The 21,150-nt window shown below is 40.6% G+C and carries 22 protein-coding genes; 9 read left to right on the top strand and 13 right to left on the bottom strand.

What is annotated here, in order from left to right; translation table 11 throughout:
* Positions 1 to 10 precede the first annotated feature (10 nt).
* The 5 genes from xylB to PR725_RS08755 all read left to right on the top strand — a co-directional run bounded on the left by xylB (position 11) and on the right by PR725_RS08755 (position 7,207).
* Entirely contained in the window at positions 11 to 1,480 is a 1,470-nt protein-coding gene (xylB, locus tag PR725_RS08775) for a xylulokinase (protein WP_110731872.1), read from the top strand.
* A gap of 90 nt (positions 1,481 to 1,570) precedes the next feature.
* Positions 1,571 to 2,860 (top strand): MFS transporter, encoded by a 1,290-nt coding sequence (locus tag PR725_RS08770; protein WP_196719694.1) that lies wholly within the window; start codon positions 1,571 to 1,573, stop codon positions 2,858 to 2,860.
* A gap of 640 nt (positions 2,861 to 3,500) precedes the next feature.
* Positions 3,501 to 4,724 carry a hypothetical protein gene (locus tag PR725_RS08765; RefSeq protein ID WP_109911234.1) on the top strand — a complete coding sequence of 408 codons (1,224 nt, stop codon included), beginning with the start codon at positions 3,501 to 3,503 and terminating at the stop codon, positions 4,722 to 4,724.
* A 5-nt stretch (positions 4,725 to 4,729) separates the two neighbouring features.
* On the top strand, positions 4,730 to 5,965 hold the full coding sequence (locus PR725_RS08760) for a Zn-dependent hydrolase (protein WP_109911235.1): 1,236 nt from the start codon (positions 4,730 to 4,732) through the stop codon (positions 5,963 to 5,965).
* A 57-nt stretch (positions 5,966 to 6,022) separates the two neighbouring features.
* A complete protein-coding gene (locus PR725_RS08755; RefSeq protein WP_272568555.1) occupies positions 6,023 to 7,207 on the top strand; it encodes an amidohydrolase in 1,185 nt (394 codons plus the stop codon).
* A gap of 127 nt (positions 7,208 to 7,334) precedes the next feature.
* Here the strand turns inward: PR725_RS08755 and PR725_RS08750 are convergent, their stop codons facing one another.
* Positions 7,335 to 7,511: a DUF2526 family protein gene (locus PR725_RS08750; protein ID WP_004910298.1), complete on the bottom strand. Its 177-nt coding sequence runs from the start codon at positions 7,509 to 7,511 to the stop codon at positions 7,335 to 7,337.
* Positions 7,512 to 7,578: 67 nt separating this feature from the next.
* Positions 7,579 to 8,139: a helix-turn-helix domain-containing protein gene (locus PR725_RS08745; RefSeq protein WP_004910302.1), complete on the bottom strand. Its 561-nt coding sequence runs from the start codon at positions 8,137 to 8,139 to the stop codon at positions 7,579 to 7,581.
* An 82-nt stretch (positions 8,140 to 8,221) separates the two neighbouring features.
* On the opposite strand from PR725_RS08745, the gene PR725_RS08740 reads away from it, so the two are divergent.
* Entirely contained in the window at positions 8,222 to 8,887 is a 666-nt protein-coding gene (locus tag PR725_RS08740) for an AzlC family ABC transporter permease (protein ID WP_117162016.1), read from the top strand.
* A gap of 2 nt (positions 8,888 to 8,889) precedes the next feature.
* Positions 8,890 to 9,207: an AzlD domain-containing protein gene (locus tag PR725_RS08735; protein WP_004910308.1), complete on the top strand. Its 318-nt coding sequence runs from the start codon at positions 8,890 to 8,892 to the stop codon at positions 9,205 to 9,207.
* A 128-nt stretch (positions 9,208 to 9,335) separates the two neighbouring features.
* Here PR725_RS08735 and PR725_RS08730 read toward each other — a convergent pair whose 3' ends face one another.
* Entirely contained in the window at positions 9,336 to 9,524 is a 189-nt protein-coding gene (locus PR725_RS08730) for a YegP family protein (protein ID WP_004263611.1), read from the bottom strand.
* Between the two features lie 301 nt (positions 9,525 to 9,825).
* A complete protein-coding gene (locus PR725_RS08725; RefSeq protein WP_272568553.1) occupies positions 9,826 to 10,131 on the bottom strand; it encodes a hypothetical protein in 306 nt (101 codons plus the stop codon).
* A 269-nt stretch (positions 10,132 to 10,400) separates the two neighbouring features.
* Here PR725_RS08725 and PR725_RS08720 point away from each other — a divergent pair, with 269 nt between their 5' ends.
* Positions 10,401 to 11,405, top strand: a complete 1,005-nt coding sequence (locus PR725_RS08720) for a luciferase-like monooxygenase (RefSeq protein WP_164528921.1) — start codon at positions 10,401 to 10,403, stop codon at positions 11,403 to 11,405.
* 95 nt (positions 11,406 to 11,500) lie between these two features.
* On the opposite strand, the gene PR725_RS08715 is transcribed toward PR725_RS08720, so the two are convergent.
* From PR725_RS08715 to hxpB, 4 genes are all read right to left on the bottom strand, one after another.
* Positions 11,501 to 11,890 (bottom strand): YkgJ family cysteine cluster protein, encoded by a 390-nt coding sequence (locus tag PR725_RS08715; RefSeq protein WP_004910319.1) that lies wholly within the window; start codon positions 11,888 to 11,890, stop codon positions 11,501 to 11,503.
* A 247-nt stretch (positions 11,891 to 12,137) separates the two neighbouring features.
* Complete coding sequence (locus tag PR725_RS08710) at positions 12,138 to 13,529, bottom strand: L-cystine transporter (protein ID WP_004910323.1); 1,392 nt, start codon at positions 13,527 to 13,529, stop codon at positions 12,138 to 12,140.
* Positions 13,530 to 13,710: 181 nt separating this feature from the next.
* Positions 13,711 to 14,286: a metal-dependent hydrolase gene (locus PR725_RS08705; RefSeq protein ID WP_004910326.1), complete on the bottom strand. Its 576-nt coding sequence runs from the start codon at positions 14,284 to 14,286 to the stop codon at positions 13,711 to 13,713.
* 192 nt (positions 14,287 to 14,478) lie between these two features.
* Positions 14,479 to 15,144, bottom strand: coding sequence for a hexitol phosphatase HxpB (gene hxpB / locus PR725_RS08700; RefSeq protein WP_123382036.1), 666 nt, complete (start codon positions 15,142 to 15,144; stop codon positions 14,479 to 14,481).
* 295 nt (positions 15,145 to 15,439) lie between these two features.
* Here hxpB and PR725_RS08695 point away from each other — a divergent pair, with 295 nt between their 5' ends.
* On the top strand, positions 15,440 to 15,979 hold the full coding sequence (locus PR725_RS08695) for a YniB family protein (protein WP_004910331.1): 540 nt from the start codon (positions 15,440 to 15,442) through the stop codon (positions 15,977 to 15,979).
* A gap of 161 nt (positions 15,980 to 16,140) precedes the next feature.
* Here the strand turns inward: PR725_RS08695 and PR725_RS08690 are convergent, their stop codons facing one another.
* The 5 genes from PR725_RS08690 to PR725_RS08670 form a co-directional block, all read right to left on the bottom strand.
* The gene (locus PR725_RS08690) at positions 16,141 to 17,010 is read right to left on the bottom strand and encodes a fructosamine kinase family protein (protein ID WP_004910334.1); all 870 of its coding nucleotides are present in this window, start codon (positions 17,008 to 17,010) and stop codon (positions 16,141 to 16,143) included.
* A 392-nt stretch (positions 17,011 to 17,402) separates the two neighbouring features.
* Complete coding sequence (locus PR725_RS08685; RefSeq protein WP_042851806.1) at positions 17,403 to 18,269, bottom strand: metal ABC transporter permease; 867 nt, start codon at positions 18,267 to 18,269, stop codon at positions 17,403 to 17,405.
* Complete coding sequence (locus tag PR725_RS08680; protein ID WP_109911241.1) at positions 18,262 to 19,152, bottom strand: metal ABC transporter permease; 891 nt, start codon at positions 19,150 to 19,152, stop codon at positions 18,262 to 18,264. The genes PR725_RS08685 and PR725_RS08680 overlap by 8 nt, the downstream gene beginning before the upstream one ends.
* Positions 19,149 to 20,039, bottom strand: a complete 891-nt coding sequence (locus PR725_RS08675; protein ID WP_109911242.1) for a manganese/iron ABC transporter ATP-binding protein — start codon at positions 20,037 to 20,039, stop codon at positions 19,149 to 19,151. Before PR725_RS08675 ends, PR725_RS08680 begins: the two co-directional genes overlap by 4 nt.
* A gap of 1 nt (position 20,040) precedes the next feature.
* On the bottom strand, positions 20,041 to 20,952 hold the full coding sequence (locus PR725_RS08670; RefSeq protein ID WP_004910339.1) for a metal ABC transporter substrate-binding protein: 912 nt from the start codon (positions 20,950 to 20,952) through the stop codon (positions 20,041 to 20,043).
* Between the last annotated feature and the right edge of the window lie 198 nt (positions 20,953 to 21,150).

Below are 21,150 nucleotides of genomic sequence, written 5' to 3'. Positions count from 1 at the left end.
GAGAAAGGCGATGTACCTCGGAATTGACTTAGGCACTTCAGAACTTAAGGCTGTATTAATTAATGCTCAGGGTGAAATTGTTGCCTCAAGCCATATGGCATTAACAGTACAAAGGCCACATTCTCAGTGGGCCGAGCAATCGCCAGATAGTTGGTGGGAAGCCACCAATGCGGTTGCCGCTACCTTGCGCCAAAAAGCCCCAGAAGCATGGGCGGCAGTAAAAGCGATTGGCTTATCGGGCCAAATGCACGGTGCGGTATTATTAGACAGCCAGCACCAAGTACTTCGCGACTGTATTTTATGGAATGACACCCGCAGTGCGAAGGAATGTGAATGGCTCATGGAAAATCACCCTGAGTTTCTAACGATTGGCGCTAATTTAGTGATGCCAGGTTTCACAGCACCTAAATTATTGTGGGTTGCACGTCATGAGCCTGAAATATTCAAACAAGTTGCCAAAGTGTTGCTTCCTAAAGATTATTTACGTTGGAAAATGACCGGTCAATTTATCAGTGATATGTCTGATGCTTCAGGCACATTGTGGCTGGATGTGGCTAAGCGTGATTGGTCAGATGAATTATTAGCGGCAACTAATCTAACGCGTGAACAAATGCCGGCTTTAGTTGAAGGAGCTGAAAAAAGTGGTGTGTTACGGGCCGATTTAGCTTCGCAATGGGGTTTAAGTGCAGATGTGATTATTGCTGGTGGAGGGGGGGACAATGCAGCCTCTGCAGTGGGCGTTGGCGCAATTAATGATGGCGATGCTCTGATTTCTTTGGGGACATCTGGTGTTATTTTTGTGGTTAATAATCAACTACAAGCAGCACCACATCAGGGTGTCCATGCTTTTGCTCATGCATTACCAAATCGCTGGCACCAAATGAGTGTGATGTTAAGTGCCGCCAACTGTTTACGGTGGCTTTGCCAACTTCTTTCTACAACTGAAAATCAGCTAATGGAGGAAGTGGGGAAATTGACCGATGACCAGAAGAAGCTAGCGCCTGTATTTTTGCCTTACCTCTCAGGGGAAAGAACGCCTCATAATGACCCCTACGCAATGGGCTCATTTTTTGCGTTAAGAAATGAAACAACGCGTGCTCAGCTTGGTTATGCGGTGATTGAAGGTGTGACCTTCGCCTTGGCGGATGGCATGCAGGTTTTAACGCAAACAGGAACGCAAATTAGTCGGTGTAGCTTAACGGGGGGAGGAGCACGTAGTCCTGTTTGGGCGCAGCTGATTGCTGATGTTATCGATATACCAATTGTGACCCACCCAGCGAGTTCATCGGGAGCTTTAGGTGCGGCTCGTTTGGCATGGCTGGCAGACGGCGGTAATACAGAAACCGTGTGCCAAAAACCAGAGGTGTTAAGTACCTATTTACCGCAGAAACAGTACCAAACTTGGTTAAATCAACGGCTTGATGCTTTCCGTTTATTATACCAACAGCAAAAACAAGCAAGGGAATTATTGCCACAGTAGGCGAGTGTGGCGGTGTTTCCCTACACATCACCGCCACAGCTATCTCTTCGCGATTGATTAAAATAACAAAATTAAAATGAGGAAACTGCAATGGAACAGAAGCAGTATTGGCTTGGTCTACCTAAGCATTTGTTCTGGGGTTTTATTGCTATCGCTATTTTTATGAGTGGTGATGGCTTTGAAATGGCTTTTCTATCAAAACATATTACTGATTTAGGGTTTACACCGGCACAATCAGCGATGGTATTTACTGTCTATGGCTTAATGGCCGCTGTTGCGGCGTGGGCATCTGGTGTTGTGGCTGAAATTATCACCCCCCTAAAAGCCATGATGATCGGGTTCATTCTCTGGATTGTCATGCATGCATTGTTTATGGCGTTCGGTCTGGGCATGAAAAGCTATACCTTGATGCTACTATTTTACGGCATTCGTGGATTAGCTTATCCATTGTTTATTTATTCATTTATGATGATGTTGGTGCAAGTCATTCCTCGAGCACATCTTGCTGCCGCTACCGGTTGGTTCTGGGCGATGTATTCTGTCGGAATTGGTGTCATTGGTAGCTATTTACCTAGCTTTTCAATCCCAATGATGGGGGAAACGGGAACATTATGGATGGCAATTGGTTGGGTCGCTATTGGTGGCGCAATTGCTTATTTTAGCCTGCGTCATATTCCAGTTGATCGCTCTAAAGTTAATTTACCAATGAAAGATAAAATGGCCGAGTTATCCCGAGCTGCGACTATTTTATTCACGAATAAAGATATCTTTATGGCGAGCCTGATCCGGATTATCAACACAATTTCATTGTTTGGTTTTGCGATTATCATGCCATTATTATTTGTTGACCGCTTAGGGTTCACCATCTCTGAATGGTTACAGATTTGGGCCGTTTTCTTCTTTGTGACTATTTTTACGAATATTTTTTGGGGAATTGCTGGTGAACATATTGGTTGGGTTCGCCAGGTCAGATGGTTTGGTTGTTTAGGAATGGCAATATCCAGCTTAATGTTTTACTACTTACCCGTTTATTTTGGTCATAATTTTGCCATCGCATTAATACCTGCCATTTTATTGGGTATCTTTGTGGCTGCTTTTGTTCCAATGACTGCGGTATTCCCAAGTATTGAGCCACATCATAAAGGTGCTGCAGTTTCGATTTATAACCTTTCTGCGGGGTTAAGTAATTTTGCCGCACCAGCAATTGCCAGTTTAGTATTGCCTTTCTTTGATATTGTGGGTGTAGTGTGGGCCTATACAGGTTTGTATATCTTTGCAGGGATACTGACATTCTTTATTAAAGTGCCACAACCCGGTTTTGAAAATAATCGTAAAATAAAACCAGCTAAGGTGGCGACTGAACAACAAACCAGTCATTAATTTACTTTACCTAATATCATCAAGCCCTGTAGATAGTGAATTATCTATGGGGTTTTTTCTTTATTTAATTCACCTCTATTATTGAGACAAACTAAATTGGACATGAAGGGATATCGTCCTTTTCAAAGGTAATATAAAGAGAAACGGTTTAAAAATAAAATAAAGTAGAATATTTCCTATAAATAGAAATCTGAGTCATATTTATAAGGTGATTTTTCATCTTATTGCGATAATTATTGAAAATACAGCGCTGGACAATAGAATATAATTTCATAGATTAAAAAAACAACTATAGTCGATTTGTTTATAAATAATTACTTAAATGACATAAAATATTAACTTCTAAACCTGCATTTAGAGAATATTAAGGTGCTTGTCCCATTTCAATGTTATATCTGACTATTTAATTCATAGCTTCCCATTATTCCAAGCTGTTTAAATCCGGTTTTACTCTCTATACATCTGAATTTTCGGTGTTATGATGAATTTTGTTGCAAATTCGTGTGTTTGCAGCGAAATACTCTCTATATTGGTGTTTTATTGCGCCAAATAAAATTTATAATCCAATCTTAATTAAAATTAATAGTTTGTAATACTAAAAAATAATCTAATAAAAAAAGATAATTGCGGGGAAAAAGTTATGTCACAGATGTTAGCTCTGTTTCTGATAGTAGGGATATTATATATAGGGGATGCTATAGCCGTTAGAACTAAGGCGTGGATCCCATCTGTATTTGTATGTGCAGTGCTCTTCCTTTTAGGTTATTGGACTATTTTCCCGAAAGATATTGTGAGTATTGCGGGTATTCCTCAGGTGGTTGCGGTTACCTTGATGTATTTGTTAATTACAAATATGGGGACCTTATTATCGCTAAAAGAATTATTGCGCCAATGGAAAACCATTCTTATCTCTTTAGCTGGGATTCTAGGCATCATTTTATTAACCTTTATTGTTGGTATAACTTTATTTGATTTAAATACGGTATTAGTTGCAGTTCCTCCGTTGGTTGGTGGTATTGTTTCTTCGTTAATTATGTCAAAAGGTGCTGCGGAGGCAGGTCTTGTTGACCTTTCGGTTTTCGCAATTTTAATTTACGTCATGCAGGGGTTTGCAGGTTATCCATTAACTGCGGTGATGCTAAAAAAAGAAGGACGCCGAGTTTTAGAAAAATATCGCAATGGCCAATGGCAAGAAACCTTAACGGTAGACGGGGCAAAAGAGGTCGAAGTTAAAACGGTGGTACCTGAAGATGAAATGCCACGTATGTTTAAAAAAATCCCTAATCACTATAACACGAGCTATTTTAAGTTCTTACGCTTAGCTGCGGTAGGCTATTTGGCTTATTTGGCCTCATCTTATGCTGCCCCTTATGTCAGTATTAGCCCATTTGTATTGTGCTTATTATTTGGTGTTATTGCTTCTTCATTGGGTTTCTTAGAAAGACAGCCGTTACAAAAAGCTAATGGCTTTGGGTTCGCAATTATGGCCTTAATGTTGTTTATTTTTGATACATTAAACCACGCAACCCCCGATATGTTATTACGCCTAGTTTATCCGATGGTGGTGTTAATTAGTGCAGCGGTTATTGGGATGTACCTTGCATCTTGGGTGGTTGGTAAAATATTAGGCGTCACCAAAGAAATGGCATTTGCTGTTGCGCTAACTGCGTTATATGGCTTTCCAGCTGACTACATTATTACTAATGAAGCGATCAACGCGTTAACGAAAGACGAAAAAGAACGCCAAGTATTAACTGGCCATATGTTAGGGCCAATGCTAGTTGGTGGCTTTATTTCTGTGACCATGGTTTCTGTCGTATTAGCAGGTATTATGGTGGCTTATATTGTTCCAATTGCAGGGTAAAAATAATGGAAACAAGTACTTCAAGAATTCAGCGCCATTTAGAACAATTGGCAGAATACACCGCAACGCCGGGTCAGGGTACTACGCGGATGAGCTATAGCGAACAAGATAAACAAGCGCGTGATTATCTAAAACAAGAAATGCGCGCCTTAGGATTACACGTTCGTGAAGATGCTATCGGCAATATTTATGGGCGCTTAGAAGGCCAACAACCGGATTTGCCTGCAGTCATAGTCGGTTCACATTTTGATTCGGTCCCTCACGGTGGGGCATTTGATGGTCCTGCGGGAATTGTCGCCGGTTTGGATGTTGTGGCGCGTATTCGCGAACAAAATTTAACACCGAAATATCCCTTAGAAGTGATTGCGTTGGTTGAAGAAGAAGGTACCAGTTTTGGTCGTGGTTTGATGGCTTCGAGTGTAATAACCGGCCTGATTGGTACGAAAGAATTATACCAACTTAAAGATAGGCAAGGCGTGAGTGCTGCTGCACGCATGGCCGCGGCTGGGTTCAATGCAGACAATGCAGCGCAAGCGGTTCTTAATCCTAAAAATGTCAAAGCGTTCTTAGAGCTACATATCGAACAAGGCCCAGTGTTAGAACAGGCCAATGAAGATGTAGGGATCGTAGAAACTATCGTAGGCATCAGTCAGTTAGAAATTAAATTGACAGGTAAAGCAGGCCATGCAGGTACCACACCGATGAATATGCGAGCCGATGCATTAGTGTGCGCTAGCCAAATCATTAGCCAAATCCCTGCGCTAGCAACGGCAGTGGGGGATAATACGGTGGCGACTGTGGGGCGGTTAGCGGTATTGCCGAATGGGGCTAATGTCATCCCAAGTGAAGTCACTTTTAGCGTTGATATTCGTTCCAAAAATGATATTGCGTTACGTAAGGTTATTGAGCAAGTTATTGAGTTAACTGAGCAAGTTAGCAATTCATTAGCTATTTCAAGCGATATTGTTCAGCCGTTATATGTTCAGCCAACGGAGCTCAATAGTGATATTCATCAACTGATGCAACAACATGCTAGCGACCAAAACTTACGTTTTCGTTCAATGGTCAGTGGCGCAGGGCATGACACTATGATTTTTGCAGGTATTACTCAAACAGGATTGATATTTGTGCCAAGTCGTAATGGGTTAAGCCATCATCCAGATGAATGGACGGATTATGCACAAATTGCAAGAGGTGCAGATGTGATGTTTGCTACTGTTAAGTCATTAATAGAATGCTAATTAATAAATAAACCAGGTAAATCATCTGGTTGTGTAATAGGGTAAAAAGGTAGAAAAATGATCAACAAAACAATTACAGCGGCAATCAAAAAACACACATCGGAAATGATTGCTTTTCGTCGTGATCTACACGCTCACCCTGAACTACCGTTTGAAGAAATACGTACTACAAAACGTATTGCAGAAGAATTAGACAAAATTGGAATAGCGTATCGATTAACCGAACCGACAGGTGTTATTGCTGAAATTAAAGGCGGTAAGCCAGGTAAAACAGTTGCTCTGCGTGCAGATATAGACGCATTACCCGTTTTGGAATTGAACGATTCATTAGAATATAAATCGACTATTGAAGGTAAAATGCATGCTTGTGGCCATGATGCGCATACGGCAATGCTATTAACCGCAGCTAAAGCGTTGTATGAAGTACGTGAAGAATTAGCCGGTAATGTGCGTTTGATTTTCCAACCCGCAGAAGAAATTGCTCAAGGCGCATTAGCCATGATCAAACAAGGCGCAATCGAAAATGTGGATAACGTTTTTGGTATGCACATTTGGACAACCACACCATCAGGAAAAGTATCTTGTAATGTGGGAGGCTCTTTTGCTTCCGCAGATTTACTAAAAGTCACCTTTAAAGGCCGTGGTGGTCATGGTTCTATGCCAGAGGCCACCATTGACGCTGCGGTTGTTGCTTCTGCATTTGTCATGAATTTACAAGCGATTGTTTCCCGTGAAACGTCTTCTTTAGACTCAGCCGTGGTCACGATAGGTAAAATGGATGTCGGGACACGTTTCAATGTTATCGCTGAAAATGCAGTATTGGACGGCACGGTACGTTGTTTTGATATCGAAACTCGTAACCGTATCGAAGCTGCGATCCGTCGTTATGCAGAGCATACAGCGGCTATTTATGGGGCGACTGCGCATGTTGATTATATCTATGGGACATTGCCTGTTATTAATGAGGAGCGTAGTGCGCTACTGGCTCAGTCAGTGATTTCACAAGCTTTTGGTGAACAAGCTCTGATTAATGAAAGACCGACACCGGGCGGTGAAGACTTCAGCTTCTACATTGAAAATATCCCAGGGTGCTTTGCTTTGTTAGGCACAGGAAATGCCGAAAAAGACACTCAATGGGCGCATCATCATGGCTGCTTTAATATTGATGAAGACACGATGGCGACAGGGGCTGAACTTCATGCGCAATATGCGTGGAGTTATTTACAGCAACAGGAATTTTAATTGAGTATGTTAATGCTATTAGGGCTAGTTATTTTGCCAATACCGGGGTTACCACTAGCCCTACTGCCTATTTATTTTGCCTATTAAGATTGGTTAAAACTGCGAATAGCGGCCTATTGTATGGCTGCTATTTGTCGTGATGAATAAAAATAGCTTCTCTTAAACGCTGTTGTTGTTCAAAACGTTGTTCTTGGTTGATTTGCTGATCATGGGATAGCTGCATTAGCATTTCATTCATATTATGAACTGAGCTTTCTTCAATCAGTTGATTTATTTTTTCAACAATTTCATCATAGTAGGACATAAAGCAGGCTCCAATTAATATTCACTAAAGTTATCATAACGCAAAATTTAATGGGTTAGATAGGTGATTAATTCTGTTTATCGATCACCATAACTGCCATCGTATTGGGTTCTAAGGCTCGCATTATATGCGGCTCATCTCCGGGGTAGTGAATATAGTCCCCAACCTGTAACTCAACAGGGTTATCCAATGGGCCGACTAACGCTCTGCCGGACATAATAATGATGTGCTCGCTGACACCATGCATATGAGGCTCTGAAATACGGTCACGACCGGGCTGGGCAACCACAGTATAAATATCACGTCGCGAATCAGCAGGGGCTGATGAGAGCAAAAAGGCCAAATAGTTCGCGTGTTCAGCGCTGACCGGTATCGCCTCCCCATGACGGATCACAGTGACAGCCTCTTGTTTTTCTTCAATTAATCGCGCAAAAGGAATGTCTAAAGCCACACAAAGTGCCCATAAAGTTTCAATGCTTGGGTTACCGCTACCAGATTCCAATTGAGAAAGTGTAGATTTAGCGATACCGGCTTTGCGAGATAGTTCTGATAGGGATAGCCCGCTTTTTTGTCTTTCACGACTAAGGGCTTTCGAAATCAACTCAATGGGCGGGGAAGGTAGATTCAATTTTAATTTTCCTATTTAGATTGCACTTTATACTATCTATCGACATAATGAACGAATGTATTATATATCGAACGGTCTAGGGATGCTAACTTCAATAAGCTCAACATTAAATCATAGCACAGTGAAAAATATAGCTCTTGTCTGTTTTGCTGACTTAATTGTCGGCATTTCTTATGGCGCTTTAGCGCTTTCGCAAGGTTTTGATTGGTGGGTACCACTTACTTTATCTATTTTAGTGCTCGCAGGGGCGTCTGAGTTTTTGTTTATTGGTGTTATTTTTGCAGGAGGTAGCCCGCTTTCTGCTGCACTTGCGGGGTTGTTAGTCAATTCACGACATATCCCTTTTAGTTTTGCAACTAACGAATTAACGGGGAAAGGAGCGAAGTCATTACTGGGCTACCATATTATGAACGATGAGAGTGTTGTATTTGGTTTAGCACAAGAAACTGAATCAGAAAAACGCGCAGCTTTTTGGTTGTGTGGGATCGGTATTCTATTGTGTTGGCCAATAGGGGTCGTGATAGGTGAAGTCTTGGGTAGCTTTATTAGTGATACGCATATATATGGGATGGATGCGATGTTTCCTGCAATTATTTTAGCGCTTTCATTGCCTGCGTTATCGGATAAACGCCTGCGGTTAGCTGCCATTATTGGTGCAGTTATTGCGGTTGCAACCACACCAGTATTACCCGCGGGGATCCCTGTATTACTGGCATTATTGAGCTTGGTTATTTATATAAGGAAATAATAATGACAAATAACCCATGGTTAATTATTAGCGGTATTTTGTTGTTGGCGGCAGGTACTTATTTAATGCGAGCGTCAGGTGCTTTGTTGCGCGGCCGAGTGGTACTTTCTGAAAATAGTAAAATGTTATTTTCAGCAGCAGCCATTGTCATTTTATTCTCAGTGGCAGCGACGTCGACATTATTTTCCGGTGATGAGATTTCTGATTGGCCTAAAATTGTAGGCGTGCTGGTAGCAGGGGTACTAACGTGGTTTAAAAAGCCATTTATTATCATTGTTTTGTCAGCTGCGATTGTGACTGCGTTACTTAGGTTATTCTAAATAAGGTTATTCTAAATAAGGTTATTCTAATTAGAGTTAATCTGAATAGCGCATATTTATATAGCTTATATAAGCTAGAGCAGATAAAAAAGTGACCCCGACTTGAAGAGAGTTGGGGGCACTGAAATTTACTCAGTGAGATCTTTTATTGTTTCAGAAGAGCCATTTTTTTGGACAGAGGCAATCCCTTTTAGCGCAGATTGCTTGGAAGCATACATTTCACTTTTAGCAATCACTTCATGATTTGCTGCTTTTAAAACGAAATAGTAAGGCTGAGCAACGTCTTTAGTGGATTTTTTTAATTCAAAATACCCCATGTTAAGCTCCTGATTTTCTATTGAAAGGATGTCAAACAAAGTGTTAATAGGTAGCTGATATTAACAATCTGCTTGAATTAAGATTAGTCGCTATTAGGTGTTATTACTAGGGGAAAAGATTCAATTCGGATAAACTTTTTTTAAAAAAAAGCCTCTGGGAAGCAGAGGCAATCGTAGGATATATAGAACTCTTTATTATCTGACTAAAATATCGGCTTTTTCTTGTAACAGCTATCTGGTTGTACTTATCGATATAAAAGGTTTTGCCGATAACTTCATTAATCCTCATTGATACTAACTGTTACTTTGCAGTTGGAGCACCAATTGGTTCTGGTGTTGGCATGGTATTCATTGTTTTAAATTCAGGGACTTCCATCACTGTAACTTTGACAATATAGCGTTTGCCATCTTCAATTTTAGGCGCACTATTGGCCAGTTTTTTTACAGTTTCATTCGGTGTCGTCGTTTGTTCTGCAACGCTGTATACCATATTGTGATGGTTACCCATGTGCTGACGAGGCATTTTTTGGTTCACACCATTTGCTGCCGCAGTAAAACCGACGGTTAATAATGCTAAGGCTAATAAGCTTGTATTTAATTTTTTCATTTCAGTTTCCTCTGTATTGGTGATGAGCAAATCATTGACCAATTCATTTCGTCTCGCAATTGCTTTTACCTCCCCTGACGGAAGCTCCATAATTACTGCACTTTTTATTCAAGCTTATTCCATAATTTTTATAAAACAGTAGGTTAGTAGACGATAATTTACATTTTTAGACCACTTGTGCTAATGCAAATTTCAGTGCTGGAGACATCAAAGGGGATAGTCTAGGATGGTAAGTTAGGTTCAACAAAACTCTAACAAAGTGAGTGTGTATGTCAGATAAAAAAATTCCCCTTTCGTTGCTCGACCTTGCACCAATCATTCAGGGTTCGACAGCGAAAGAGGCCTTTGCTCATTCTCTTGATATTGCCCAACTAGCCGAAAAACTCGGTTATCATCGTTATTGGCTTGCGGAACACCATAATATGACAGGGATTGCAAGTGCGGCCACCTCGGTATTAATCGGCTATCTTGCTGCTAATACGCGCACTTTACGTTTAGGTTCTGGTGGTGTCATGTTACCGAATCATTCACCGTTGGTGATTGCAGAGCAATTTGGCACGCTAAATACACTTTACCCTGAACGTATCGATTTAGGCATAGGGCGTGCACCAGGAAGTGACCAACGGACGATGCAAGCTTTACGTCGCCATATGAACACGGATATCGATAATTTCCCGCAAGATGTAGCGCAAATTATTAATTGGTTTGATGCCATAAACCCAGATCCAGCAGTGCGTCCAGTACCGGGGTTTGGCGAAAAAATTCCAGTTTGGTTGCTAGGGTCGAGTTTATACAGTGCAAGGTTAGCTGCGCAGATGGGGCTCCCTTTTGCTTTTGCCTCTCATTTTGCACCTGATTTGCTATTACAAGCGTTGGATGTTTATCGTGCTAATTTCCAGCCATCGCAGAGACTACCTAAGCCGTATGCAATGGTTTGCATCAATATCATTGCCGCAGAGACTCAACGTGAAGCGGAATTTTTATTTACATCGATGCAGCAAGCCTTTGTCATGCTACGTCGTGGCCAACCCTCTCAACTTCCTGCACCAGTCGAGAGCATGGAAAACATTTGGTCACCTGCCGAGGAATTTGGTGTTCAACAAGCATTAGGGATGTCACTGGTAGGGGATAAAACCAAGGTACGCCATGGGTTGGAAACGATATTGAGGCAAACTCAAGCGGATGAAATTATGGTTAATGGCCAAATTTTTGATCATCAAGCTCGTTTGCACTCTTTTGAGTTAGCGATGCAGGTAATGAACGAAATTATGTAATGTATATAGCTGAGCGGTTAACACCAGTGCAAGGACGCATTTTTCAGACTTGATGCAAAAAAGAGATAACCCAGAAAAATCTGGGTCATTGACGGCTAGCAAGCTATTTGTGGTTGATGAGGCTCTAAGGGGGGTAAACCGTGAGCAGCACGCGCTCTATCGCAGGCTTCGTTGTAAACACCGTCCTGCCAAGATTGTTCGAACTCACGACACGGTGTGGGTCTTTGTGCATAAATCGAACAAGACACACACTCACCAATAGTGCCCTCTAAAGCAGTACAGCGGGTATTTTGTTTTTGATTGGTGCCATGCATACAACTCATAAATGGGGTAATTTGCTCAGTTAAATGTTGTGGTACAACACCACCGCCACTTTCTGCCTCAGCCCAATAAAAAGAGACACGAAAATAGGCACAACATGCACCGCAGCTTACACAAGGGTTTTCAGAAGACGCAGTTTTTAGGATATGGACATTATTAGTCATATTAAAAAACCATAAATGATGTTGATAAAATACCCATAGGAAATGGGTTGACGCAACACAAGCAGGAAGCTCAAGAAAACGTTGCTCAGGCTTTATTATCTTACGTAATTCCAGTTTATTGCAATATTATTTAGCACAAAAAACTGGTTTTTTTAATGTTCACCAAGATTAATAAAATTGACGTATTTGTGATAACCATAAAAAAACCTGCCAGAAGGCAGGTTTTTGTTTGAACTATGATGACAAATTAAACGTGTTTTAAATCTGCGTCATCATTTTGGTTGAATATCGCTTTATCGGTTTCACCCATCAATTGGCTAGTCACAGTACCTGCTGTCATTGAACCACTGACATTCAACGCAGTACGGCCCATATCAATTAATGGCTCAACTGAGATTAACAGAGCAACTAATGTGACAGGTAAGCCCATTGCGGGTAGTACAATTAACGCTGCAAAAGTTGCACCGCCACCAACACCAGCAACCCCTGCTGAACTGATAGTAACAATACCGACTAATGTCGCAATCCACAGTGGATCGAATGGGTTGATTCCCATTGTCGGTGCCACCATTACCGCTAACATTGCAGGGTAGATACCGGCACAACCATTTTGCCCAATCGTTGCACCAAAAGATGCTGAGAAACTAGCAATGGACTCAGGGATACCGAAACGACGTGTTTGTGTTTCAATATTCAGTGGAATACTTGCTGCACTTGAACGACTCGTGAATGCAAAGGTTAACACTGGCCCAGCTTTTTTAAAGAATTTAATCGGGTTTAAGCCTGTTGTCGCAACTAAAATACCGTGTATGACAAACATAATGCCTAATGCAACATAAGAGGCAATAACAAAGGTTCCTAAGTTGATGATGTCATGTAAGTTTGAACTTGCTACAACTTTAATCATCAGCGCCATCACACCATACGGCGTTAAACGCATTACTAAGCGAACTAATTTCATTGCCCAAGCTTGCATAACATCAATTGCAGCTAAGGCTTTTTCACCACGCTCTTTATCATCTTTAAACAATTGTAGTGCGGCAACGCCGAGGAAGGCAGCAAAAATAACGACACTAATAATCGATGTTGGATTTGCTCCAGTTAAATCCGCAAATGGATTTTTTGGAATAAATGATAAAATTAATTGAGGTACGGTTAAGTCAGAAACTTTCCCAATATAATTGCTTTCTATTGCAGATAAGCGAGCAGTTTCAGATTGACCTTGAACTAAACCTTCTGCGGTCAGGCCGAATACATTGGCAATTAAAATACCAACTAACGCAGCAATAGCAGTGGTAAATAACAAAGTGCCAATTGTTAAAAAGCTAATTTTACCCAGTGAAGAGGCTTTATGTAATCTTGCCACCGCACTTAGAATTGAAGCAAATACCAATGGCATAATCACCATTTGTAATAGCTGCACATACCCATTTCCGACAATATTAAACCACAGAATGGAGTCTTTTACCGTTTGGTGGCCACTACCGTACACGAGGTGCAGTATTACCCCATAGGCAACACCGAAAACCAGACCGACTAAAACTTTTTTAGATAGGCTCCAGCCTTTAGCCCCTAGTTTTGCCAACAGTATTAGTAGTGCTACAAAGCCGAGCACATTAATAATTAGAGGAATATTCATTCCGAACTCCAAATCATATTTTTATAAGGTGTGTTACTTGCCCTTTAATCCTTATTTGTTATAAGGATTTAGTTACTTCAAACAACTGGTTATATGTTATCAGCTGATAAAACACATTTCTTATACCAAAAAGTAATAAGATAGTATTATTCATACTTACATTATATGACAAAACTATAAATTATGTAGGGAAGTATGTATCTATTTGATTATGAATGTATTTTATAATCACATCAACGTGATTATAAAAATCGAATTGGTAACCTGCGGGTAATAAGCAGGCACAAACGGTCAAAATAATGGCAACAAAGCGTTCTCCACGTTGGCTATTTTTACCGCGGATCATGGGAAAACAAAAACGTTGGGGGAGTGGCCATAGTAACGGTACCCCCGAAGGCGTGAGCATATCGGCGACTAGATGGCTGATATAACCCAATAAAAAGGCTTGGATAATATCATTTGGGATTGCCCATTCTGTAGGTACCCATTGATAACAAGAAATCATCAATAGAAACCATGCAACTAGGCTATGAGTAAACCCACGGTGCCCACAAAGCTTGGAAATGGGTAATGAGAAAATCCGCAGTAATCGACCAGGAATTGAGGAGGGGTGGTCAATATCGGGCAATAATGCGCCTAATAAGGCTCCTGGAACCATGTGCAGCCAATCACCATGAGCAATCTCTGGGGTGATTTGAAGTTTATGAGCCATTATTAAAGAGGCGACGGAAAAAAGCAGATGCCCTTCAGCTGTCATGGTGGATAAAATACCATCTGTTTATCTATACAGTTGATTGGCAGTATAAAGTGTTTGAAAAGAATATGATAGTACTAGAAAGGTAAAAAAACTCTTATTTATTAGCAGATAAGGAAAGGATTTTATAAATTAACACAATTCCCCTACCTAAGTTAGATAGGGGAGAACACTTCTTAGACACACAAAGTATTCTTAACGTAAATGTTCAGCCTTTAAGTCATTCAGTGAGGCTAGTTTGATATCGGCTAAACCAAAGCGCGGATCATTAAAATGCTTGCTGTCAGGTACCACAATTGAACGCATTCTGGCCGCTTTTGCAGAAATCATACCGTTAAATGAATCTTCTAATGATGCGCAATTGACCGGTTTAGTTGATAACTCAGCTGCTGCTTTAAGATAAACTTCAGGATGAGGTTTACTCAAGGGTAAATTAGCCGCAGAAATAACCGCAGAGAAATAATCACGAATATCCAGAAGATTTAAAACTTTTTCCAACATGTATAAAGGAGAAGCAGAAGCCAGGGCAATTTTTAAATCCATTGAACGGCAAAGTTCCATGGCATGTTGCACACCGGGTAGAATAGGGCGAGTTTCTTCAACTAAGCCAACAACACGGTCAATGATGCGTTGTGTGGCTTCTTCTTGGCTGCATCCTTGCCAAGGGGAAGCGTGGTACCAAAGCTCCACCACATGGTCAATACGTAAACCTAAGGTATCAGGCAGGGTATCAGCAATTGAAACGTCGACACCCAATTGTGAAAAAATCTCAAGTTCAGCCTGTGCCCAAAAAGGTTCCGAGTCGATCAGTAAACCATCCATATCAAAAATGACCGATTGGATGGGAAGATTATGGTACATGTCAAAACTCCATTCATGTCGTATCTATTAACGAAGGAGCAATGATATCAGTAAACAGGCTTCAAGCGTATTACTTGAGGTCAGTATTAGGGCAATATTGAAGAATTATCGGACAGCATGAAGTAAAAATATAATGATAATTAATAACCATACTATTTTGATTAGTCTGAAAGTCTAAATATTGTTATCAATTATGAATTGAAATTTGGAGACGATGACTTTTTTCAGCTATGATTAGCGTTGAAAAATCATTGTAAAAATTTATCAAAAATAATAACGCTGAGGAAAAGCAGTAATGAATTACCATAATGCCAATTATGTCGCAATCGGCAAACGTATTCTGGGTTGGGTTGTTTTTCTGTTAGCATTAATTTCGACATTGGCGTCTTTAATTAAACTGGCTGGCATGAAGGGGCTTGCAGGTGAAGGGATCAATGCAGTCGCTAATGATTTTATTAAATTAATGGCGGAAATGGCCCGTCAAACTACGCCTTTCCTAAATTTCTTTTGGAATAACTCACCAGTACCTCAAGTTGCTAATGGGTTTTCTGGCAGCAATATCGGCTTTATCATCATTTTTATTTTTATTTTTGTTGGGCTTGCATTAAGTGCATCAGGTTTGCGCATGTACCGACAAATTAAGTTTATCCGTGAAAGCTTAGAAGACCACGTGATTATAGAAAAAGCAAAAGGCATAGACATCTCAAAAGAAGAACTAGAAGCTAAGGTAACTATTCCACGTCACACCATTTTCTCTCAATTTTTTCTTCTTTATTTTTGGCCAATTGTATTGGGGGTTGGCTTGTATTTTCTTCTACGCTTCCTTAACTGGTAATTTTCGTCATACGTCACGTTATGAGGGGGTTGGCTGCGTTTAGCTACTCGGGTCACATACTTATGTATGCTCCCAGAGATATCTGCACTTGCCGCCTACTCATAACGCGAATTATTTAGAAAATTAACTATTCGTCGTACTTAATATTAAAAAACAGGAGCTTATTTTTCGTTGAGTAGGTTATCAATAATTGTTTGTGCTTGGTGGTAGCTTTGTTCATTACCAAAGATATGGGCTTGATTGAGTAAATAATATAACTGATAGATTGGTTGCCTATCTAAAAATCCATTTGGCAATGGCCAAACACTTTGGTAGCCATCGATAATTTGGATCGGAAGTTCTTGATATAACGGTAACATCGCAATATCACATTCTCTATCGCCCCAATAACAGGCGGGGTCATACAGTACTCCTTCAATATTTTGAGTGATAGCACAGTTTGCTGGCCATAAATCACCATGTAATAAAGAAGGTTGTGGTTGATGTCCTGCAAGTTTGTCCTTAACAATATCGACAATTTGCTGAATATCGCTAAATACCATTCCTTTTTCGGAGGCGAGTTGTAATTGTAAGCCAATACGCTTTTCTGCAAAAAATGAATTCCAACGCTTTTCCCAGCCATTAGGCTGTACAATTGTGCTTAGCATTGTATCAAAATCAAACCCGTAACTAGGCTGCTCTTCCCATTGATGTAGACGTGCTAGTTGTTGACCAAAATGCCATGCATTGGTGTTATCGAAAGGTTTTAGAGGGAAATATTCGAGCAGAAGAAAACTATGGTGCTTATTACTGCCAACACCGTAAACTTTAGGAACGGTTATAGTTTGGCTTTTAGCGAGCATTTCAAGTTGTTCAGCCTCTTGTTTAAATAAAGGCAAAAACTCACGCCGATTTTGTTTAATGAACACGGTGTGTTCGCCATAGTCAATTCTTAACGTATGGTGAATATCACCACCAGAGAGAATGACTTTGTTACGTAGCTCCGCCTCACCTAAGTGTTCACTTAATAAACGACACATTGCTTGCCACATGACTCACCTCGCTCTGCTTTGGTCTTCATTAATATAATACTATAGCGGCAGTTTAGGAATTAACAGTGATAATTGCTTAAAAAGAAGCCGCTATCACGAAATAGTTAATTAATTATTAGGTTGATAACTATAATCAGAGAGTGACTCAAATTTAACGTGTGACGACCCAAATGAGAATGTTCAAATAATGGGAAATAAATAGCTACAGAACTCACATTATCAGCGAGAAGCCTAGCAATGAAAGTTTATGAGGGATAAGTAGGGGCGGGATTAACGTTGTACGACGAAAATGCGTTAAAACATTAGGCTGGTAGTAAGTATTGATTGTTTTAATAAAAAGCTGAACTTACGAATTTGTGAGTTCAGCTTTTTACTTTTAGAGCATTCAATTATCAGGCTGTATGCATACTTTGTGGGTTAGCTTGCCCTTTTTTGCGGGCTAATACGATTTTGCTATACAGTAATGCAATCACAAAATACACAGCCTGTGTAACAACGATAGTTGGTCCGGTTGTTGCGTTGATGTGAAAACTCAGGATAGTCCCAATAACGCTCGATGTTACCGAAGCAATGATAGCGACGATGAGCATTTTCCCAAAACTACGGCATAACACAAAAGCAATGATGCCTGGGGAAATTAGCATTGCAATCACCAAAATAATACCAACTGCTTGCAATGAAGCAACAATGGTGAGAGCGAGTAGCGATAGCAAGCCATAATGGATTAACTTCACAGGCAAGCCAATGACTCGTGCTTGGTTAGGATCAAAGCAATACAACATGAAATCCTTACGTTTCAGTAGGATAATTGCAATGGTTACCCCTGCAAATAGTAATATTTGTTTAAACTCGCTATCGGTTATCCCTAAAATATCACCAAATAGAATATGCGTAAGGTGCTGTTCGGTATCTATTTTAGCAAACATAACCAAGCCGATAGCAAACATGCCTGAGAAGACGATACCCATCACCGTATCTTCTTTTATACGGCTATTTTCCTTTAAATAACCTGTAGCCACAGCACAAAACAAGCCAGATGCAAATGCCCCTATCGCTAATGGGATACCGAGTAAAGAAGCAATAATGATCCCCGGTAAAACGGCATGGGAAATTGCATCGCCCATCAATGACCAACCTTTCAATACTAAAAAGCAAGAGAGGATAGCGCATACCGTTCCGCTGACAATGGCTGTAATCAATGCTTTTTGCATAAAGGGAAATGCAAACGGAGCCATCAGTAAGTCAATGAAATCACTCATGAGATGCTCCTTGTTGGTGTGATTGGTGCAGCCGGGCGACTTCCTGTTTGGCTTTACGTTTTGAGGCAAAAATACCGTGCTTAGGTGCAAAGAAAAATGCCAGTAGGAAAATAATGGTTTGTAAGGTGACTATTAACCCACCTGTAGCACCATTAAGGAAATAACTGATATAAGCACCAACAGCACTGGTTACGGTACCAATCGTGACTGAAATAATGAGTAAGCGTTTAAATTGGTCGGTTAATAAATAGGCAGTCGCACCTGGTGTGACGACCATCGCAATCACAAGGATTGCGCCAACTGTTTGTAAAGCAGCAACAGTACACGCACTTAATAATGTGAAGAAAATAATTTTTAGGCGTAGAGGATTCAAACCTATTGAGCGTGCATGGCTTTCATCGAAAAAAACGGCTAATAAATCTTTCCATAAGCACAACAGGATAATAAATGAAACGCCGATAATAATTTCTACTTGTAATACGTCAGAATCCGCAATACCTAAAATATTACCAAAAATAATACTTTGTACATTAACAGATGTTGGATTCAATGAAACAATCAACAAACCTGCCGCGAAAAAAGTAGAAAAGATAAAGCCAATAACAGCATCTTCACGTAAACGAGTTAGATGCTTTATTAATGTCATGGCAAGTGCCGCAAGGATCCCGGTAAAAAAGGCGCCTGCCGCATAGGGTAAACCTAAAGCATAAGCACCCGCCACCCCAGGAACAACGGAGTGGGAGAGGGCATCTCCCATCAATGACCAGCCTTTCAACATCAAATACGCCGATAAGAATGCACAGACAGCACCAACAATGGCGCTGACCCAAATGGCTTTTATCATAAAATCATATTCAAAGGGCTGTAATAACATCTCAATCATTCGGAACCCTTAGCTTGGTTTTTTCGAACGGGTGCATCATGGTCATGACCATAGAATACAGCCGCTCTTTCATCATCGGTAATGACGGTGACAGAGCGCGGGTCATCATCGTCATGAAGCTCTTGACCAGACAGGTTAATATGACGCAATACACCACCGAAAGCTTGTTGCAGGTTTCGTTGCGTAAATGTCGTTTCAGTAGGCCCGCTCGCTAAAACAGTGCGATTGATTAAGATAACATGGTCGCAGAACTCAGGCACACTGCCCAAGTTATGAGTTGAAACGAGAATGAGATGGCCTTCGTCACGCAAACTACGTAGCAGGTCAATAATGGCATTTTCGGTTTTAACATCAACCCCAGTGAAGGGTTCATCGAGGAGTAAAACTTTACCTTCTTGTGCGAGCGCCCGCGCTAAAAAAACTCGTTTTTTCTGGCCTCCTGAGAGCTCGCCTATTTGTCGATGCTCAAGCCCTGCAAGGTCAACTCGCTCTAATGCCATTTTGACAGCGTCTTTATCGGCTTGTTTAGGGATGCGAAAAAAACCCATTTTGCCGTAACGACCCATCATCACGACATCAGAAACGAGAACGGGAAAATTCCAATCTACTTCTTCTGTCTGTGGGACGTACGCAATCACGTTTTCTTTAAGCGCGGTTTTTATCGGTTGATCATTTAATGTCACACTGCCAGAAGATGGGGTGACAAGCCCCATAATAGTTTTAAATAGCGTTGACTTACCACTACCATTTACGCCAACTAAGGCACAAATAGAGCCACCAGAGATAGTAAAGCTTGCGTCATAGATAGCGGTGTGACCATTATTATATGTCACAGTCGCATCATCGACGATAAGATTCGGGTGTTCGAATTGACTTGAGTGATTCATATTACTGTGAAAATCCTTTCGCTATCGTGTCTACAGTCGTATTTAAAAGGTCAATATATGTTGGTACTGGGCCATCAGCAGTTGAAAGTGAGTCTACATATAATACGCCACCGTATTTTGCCCCTGTTTCTTTACTGACTTGGCGAGCCGGTTTGTCAGAAATTGTACTTTCACTGAATACTACAGGGATGTTGTATTTACGGACAGTATCAATTACCTTTTTTACTTGTTGAGGAGAGCCTTGCTCTTCCGCATTGATTGGCCATAAGTAGACTTCTTTAAAGCCGTAATCATTAGTTAAATAGCTAAATGCGCCTTCACTTGAGACTAACCAACGTTCATTTTCAGGAATGCGATTTAAGCGTTCACGCAAAGGGGCGTCAAGCTCAGCAATTTGTTGCGCATATTTTTTTGCATTGGCATTATATGTTTCAGCATTTTCAGGGTCATATTTGACCAGAGCTTGACGAATATTTTCAATATAAATCTTAGCATTAGCAGGAGACATCCATGCATGTGGGTTCGGGTTGTCTTTATACTCACCTTCACGGATTGGCATTGGCTCAATACCTTCAGTGACCACGACAGCAGGGACATTTTTAAAGTTTTCAAAGAAACGTTGGAACCACACTTCCAAATTCATCCCATTCCATAAGATTAAATCTGCGTCATAGGCTTTCATGATATCTTTAGGTGTCGGTTGATAACCGTGAATTTCTGCTCCAGGCTTTGTTATAGACTCGACAATTGCCGCGTCTCCAGCTACATTTTGAGCGATATCTTGAATAATAGTAAAAGTGGTTACGACTTTAAACTTTTTAGCAAAAGCAGGCTGACTAAAAAAGATGATTGCTATCAAAGCAAACATACTAGTTAGTAAAGGTGCAGATAACCGAGATACGTTCTTCTTCATAAAAGTTGACCCTGACATTATTGGTTTAGCGTTTATTAACATACAGTTGTTAAGGTTTATAACAATTATATTTTATATCTCAATTGATAATGATTATCAATATCAATTGAGAAAAATAAATATAAAAAGTGTGGAATAGCATTATTTGTCATTATAGGCTTCTAAGTCCCATGGTTATTTGTATGACTAAAACACGTC

The organism is Providencia sp. PROV255 (assembly GCF_028478065.1).
Taxonomy (GTDB): Bacteria; Pseudomonadota; Gammaproteobacteria; order Enterobacterales; family Enterobacteriaceae; genus Providencia; species Providencia rettgeri.
Note: the sequence above shows the minus strand (reverse complement) of the source record. Positions and strands in the feature narration are given on the sequence as shown.